Raw genomic sequence first — 4,277 nt, 5'->3', positions numbered from 1 at the left:
ACCACCAACGTCGAAGGCCCCCGCAGCAAGCTGCGGGGGCCTTCGACGTATTGCCCGGTGAGAGCAATGGCGGAGGATACGAGATTCGAACTCGTGAGGGGTTGCCCCCAACACGCTTTCCAAATGTTCGTCAGGGAGTTCGGTAGAGGTCGGGAGCGTCCTGACCTGGAGTGGAGCGGGTCCTGGGCTGGGTGCTGAACCGTGCTGGACGTGGGTGAACGAGACCAGAACTGAGACCACGGATCGGCGTGCTCCACCAAGCCGAGAGGGCACGGGACTGCGGCTGCACGCGCTGACCGACATTCGCGATGACGCAGCCGCTTTGCTCTTCTATGGAGAACGGTGGAGCCTCAAGCGACGGTCTTCGCCCTCGCGGCGGAGTTTGCCGATGCACTCGCGTGTCGGGTGAGGGGCAGTCCGCACAATCGCGCCAGATTCGTGCCGACCTCTTGCCTGGGCAAGGCCGCCCCTTTAGCATCACTTTGCTTACGCAAAGATAATGCCGCTTCGGGTGATGGGGGGTGGAGCATGGTCGTGCTGATGACAACTGCCGCGATATGGGGCGTGCTGCAGCTGTTCATGCTGTCGTCGCTGACCCGATCGTTGCGGCTGTCGACGGTGTTGAGGGCGTTTGCGGTCGGGGTGTACGGGTGTGGGGTCCTCGCGGCGCTGGTGGAGCTGGCCTACACCCGGATGATGGCCGACCAGAGCGGCCGGGCCTTGGCCGAGGTGGTGAAGACCACCAGCTACACCGTGGCTCCCTGGGTCGAGGAACTCATCAAAGTCGCCCCATTGGTATTGATCGGGCTGCACGTCAAGGTGCGCCGACAGTGGGGAGTTGCCGACTTCACCGTCCTGGGTGCGGCGCTCGGCGCAGGTTTCGGACTGCTGGAGTCCGTGCTGCGCTACAGCCTCGATGCGAAGCGGGCCATCCCGCGCGATGGGGGCTGGGTCATTCCCGACAGCCTGTCCCCGCCATTCGTTCCGGGCCCGGCCAAGGTCTTCACCGCGTGGCTACCGGCCCCGTCGGGCTCAATCGACCTCGGACAGGTCGCAACAGCCACGACTTTCAGCCATCTGGTGTGGACCGCCACGGCCGGCTTCGGCGTCGGCCTGCTGTGGCGCACTCGCGGCTGGTGGCGGCTGCTGTCCGTCCTCCCGGTCGCGCTGGCGATCACGCATCACACCCTGAACAACTACGCGGTCACGGACTCCGCTGGGCAGGCCGCGCAATGGCTCGAGACCTTGGACGGCAAGGCGTGGGCGATGCCGCTGGTCTGCCTGACCCTCGCCCTGCTGCTGGACCTGCGTCAACTCCACCGCGCCAAACGCACCGTGCCCGGCGTGTTGCTGACCGCCGAGCGCGCCGACGGTGACGGCGCTGCCGCGCTCGTGCGCTACGCGGCCTGGCGGCTGCCCTGGAGCACTCTGATCGCGCTGCGCTTTGTCCGGCTGCGTCGTTCCCTCTACTACGCGGCCGCCGGCGCCCCGCACGACGACACCGAACCACTGCGGAGCGTGGTGGCTCAGATCGGGGCCCGTATCGACGCCTCCGATCACGAGGATGCCTGGCGAACGATCGACATACGCGCCCACCTCAAGTCGGTCCGCAACACCCGCCGCCGATGGCTCATTCTGATCCCCTGCCTGATCACGCTCCCCTCCTTGCTCTTCCTCGGCATCGGCTCCTTCAAGGCGACGGCCGACCTTCAGGACTACTTCACCACCGGATCAGGCCCGCAGATCCTGCGCTGGTCTGCCGTCGCAGCCTTGGCCTGGATCGCCTGGCAGTTGGTGTACTCGCTGCGCACCTGGCGACCGGTCACCGAACTGCCGCTCGGTGAGTTCCTCGTCCTGCACCGGTTCCGCCTTGCTACCGCCCTGGGTGCGGCCACCACCGGCACGCTCCTGCTCTACCGCAGCGCCGACGTCGGACCCGGCGGCGACGCCATCCAGACCTTCCACCTCCTGGACGCCCTCGACCGATTCCTGATCTACCTCGGCTTCGCCCTCCTGCTGTTCTCCCTGCTGACGCTGTTCCCGCCCGGCGCCGGATTCGCCCTTGCCTTCGCCAGCGAGGGTGTGGCCGCCGGCGAAGGCGCAGCCCTTGCCGGCGTCACCCTCGAAGCAGCTCTCAAGGCCGGAGCCCTCGGCATCTCCGGGATCCTCCTCATGGCTGCGGGGGCGGACGGTGGCGCGCACTCGGAGACACCGTTCGACGGCAGCGAACCGGAGTTGACGTTCAAGCCCTCACCCAAGCACGGGCCCCAGCAGCGAGGAAATGCCGCTCCAGAACCCGGTAATCCGCAGAAGACACTGGAGGATTCGATCACCTTCAACCCCAATACGACACGACGGGTGGGGGTCGACCACGAAAACCGTGAGTTCGCCGTCTTCGATGAAACCCACAACGGCACCGGGATTTACCATGGCCACGTACGCACCTGGGACGAACTGAGCCAGCAGATGCAGAGCGCTCTACGCAAGGCTGGGAAGGTAACCGCCAAGGGCAAGATCAAATCCCCTTGATGAGGACCTGCCCGCCCATGAGAGCAGCCCGATCCTTGGAGTCACTTCATGACCTACCATTCACCCGATATGATCACAGCGGAGCAGGCGGCAGTCGCTTTCGAGTCGAATCGACCACGCCTCATCTCAGACTCCCTTATCTCTGCGGCCTTGTATGTGCAGGATCGTGAATGGGTGGAAAAATGGCTGATCCACTTCACTCGGCATTCGGATTCCGACGTTCGCCGTGCGGCTGCTCTGGCATTGGGGCATCTCGCGCGACTGCACCGGTGCGTGTCGCCGCAGGCCGTTGATTCCGTCCGGCGTCTGCTGCCGGATGGCTCGCTGTCCGGGGCGGCAGCGGACGCGCTGGAGGACGTGGAAATCTTCGCCCGTCCTATGTGACGGCCATAATCGCTCGCCGCAGGGGGTGCAAGGTGCATGAGTATCAGCCGCACCAATTGGCTCTGGCGCCTCTCTCAGCTATACAGCCGTCGGGGCGGAGTTGTCATACGAGTGCGAGGAAGGCCGCAGGGGCCGTCTCGAGGGTTATAGGGCGCTGATCCGTACGGGACTTCAGTCTCGATATTGGGTGGCAAGAGCATTTCGCGCCACGGATCTGTCGACACATGGCCCATCCTGCCGTATATGCCATGGCGCTCGTGCGGGAATTCCAGATAAATTGGATTCGGCGACGCCATCTCGAACCCAGCCATTCCGTACTTATTGACTCGGGAGGTTCGAGCGACAAGTCGCCTGCGCCTTTGTCTCCGCTCCTGCACCCGTGCAGTGGTGCTGGGCTCGTTGATCAGAATCTCCTGTATCTGCCAGGTGCGGGTGTAAGCGTGATCGCAACCCGACCAAAGATGATTCGTATGTCGCCTCCGAGCTTCGTCCGGTGGCTCCGGGCGTCCCGCCTGTCCGGTGCCCCTGGTCTGGCTCCTGCTCCGCGTACAGGTGCTTGTTCTGCTGAATGACGGGTGCTGCGGGGGGGATCGATGAACGGCGCAGGCAGGGCTGTTCAAGATGCTTTTCAGGCGCTGGGAGCCGATGCTCCGCGGAGTGTCGAGGGGTACCGGCTGGCTGCCGGGCCCGGTTCGGGCGACATGGGGAAGGTGCGTCTCCCGCATACTCCAGGCGGACGACCCGTGGCGCTCAAGGTGACATGGCCGGAAGTCACCCAAGACCCGGGGTTTCGGGGCGGTTCGCGCAGGAAGTGCGGGTGGCCGAGCGGGCGCAAGGCCTGTGCATGGCACCGATGATCGACAGCGACGTGGAGGGACCGCAGCCCTGGCCGGCGGCCGCCCGTGTGTCCGGGGCTGCCGCCGCCTCGGCCGTTGCCGAGCGCAGGCCACTGCTCGCCCCCACTGTGTTGCTGCTCATCGCCACGATCGCTGAGGCAAGGCAAGTGGTGCACGTGCCGGCATTGTGCACCGCGACCTGAAGCCGTCCAAGTGCTGATTGCCGCCGACGGCCCCCGCGTCATCGACTTCGGCATCGCCCGCGCCCCCGACGCCAGGTCATGGGTGGGGAACCCGGCGGGGCCGTGCGCATGCGGGCGGCCCCGCCGCGTCCCCGACCACCTGTTGAAGGAAGTGGCCCGGAAGATCGGGGTGGCGATCGGGGGAGCCCAGAGGTAGCTGTTGTGGACAGAGACCTGGACAACGATGGTTGAGACAACGTCGAAGGCCCCCGCAGCGAGCTGCGGGGGCCTTCGACGTATTGCCCGGTGAGAGCAAATGGGGGGGTTAAGAAATTAGAACAGGTGT

General features: G+C 65.5%; 2 protein-coding genes and 1 pseudogene. All 3 read left to right on the top strand.

What is annotated here, in order from left to right; translation table 11 throughout:
* Nucleotides 1–528: 528 nt before the first annotated feature.
* Nucleotides 529–2,529, top strand: coding sequence for a PrsW family glutamic-type intramembrane protease (locus AB0I52_RS32675; protein WP_363078779.1), 2,001 nt, complete (start codon nt 529–531; stop codon nt 2,527–2,529).
* Between the two features lie 69 nt (nt 2,530–2,598).
* The gene (locus AB0I52_RS32670) at nt 2,599–2,913 is read left to right on the top strand and encodes a hypothetical protein (protein ID WP_363078777.1); all 315 of its coding nucleotides are present in this window, start codon (nt 2,599–2,601) and stop codon (nt 2,911–2,913) included.
* Between the two features lie 593 nt (nt 2,914–3,506).
* Nucleotides 3,507–4,031, top strand: a pseudogene (locus AB0I52_RS32665) (serine/threonine protein kinase); the annotation flags it as partial.
* Between the last annotated feature and the right edge of the window lie 246 nt (nt 4,032–4,277).

It is taken from the genome of Streptomyces sp. NPDC050423 (assembly GCF_040655445.1).
Classification (GTDB): domain Bacteria; phylum Actinomycetota; class Actinomycetes; order Streptomycetales; family Streptomycetaceae; genus Streptomyces.
The sequence above is the reverse complement of the archived record's forward strand: the minus strand, read 5'-3'. Positions and strand labels throughout refer to the sequence as shown.

Coding starts and splice junctions, on each gene's coding strand:
- AB0I52_RS32675 (WP_363078779.1), top strand. CDS start 529: ATGGTCGTGCTGATGACAACTGCCGCGATATGGGGCGTGCTGCAGCTG.
- AB0I52_RS32670 (WP_363078777.1), top strand. CDS start 2,599: ATGATCACAGCGGAGCAGGCGGCAGTCGCTTTCGAGTCGAATCGACCA.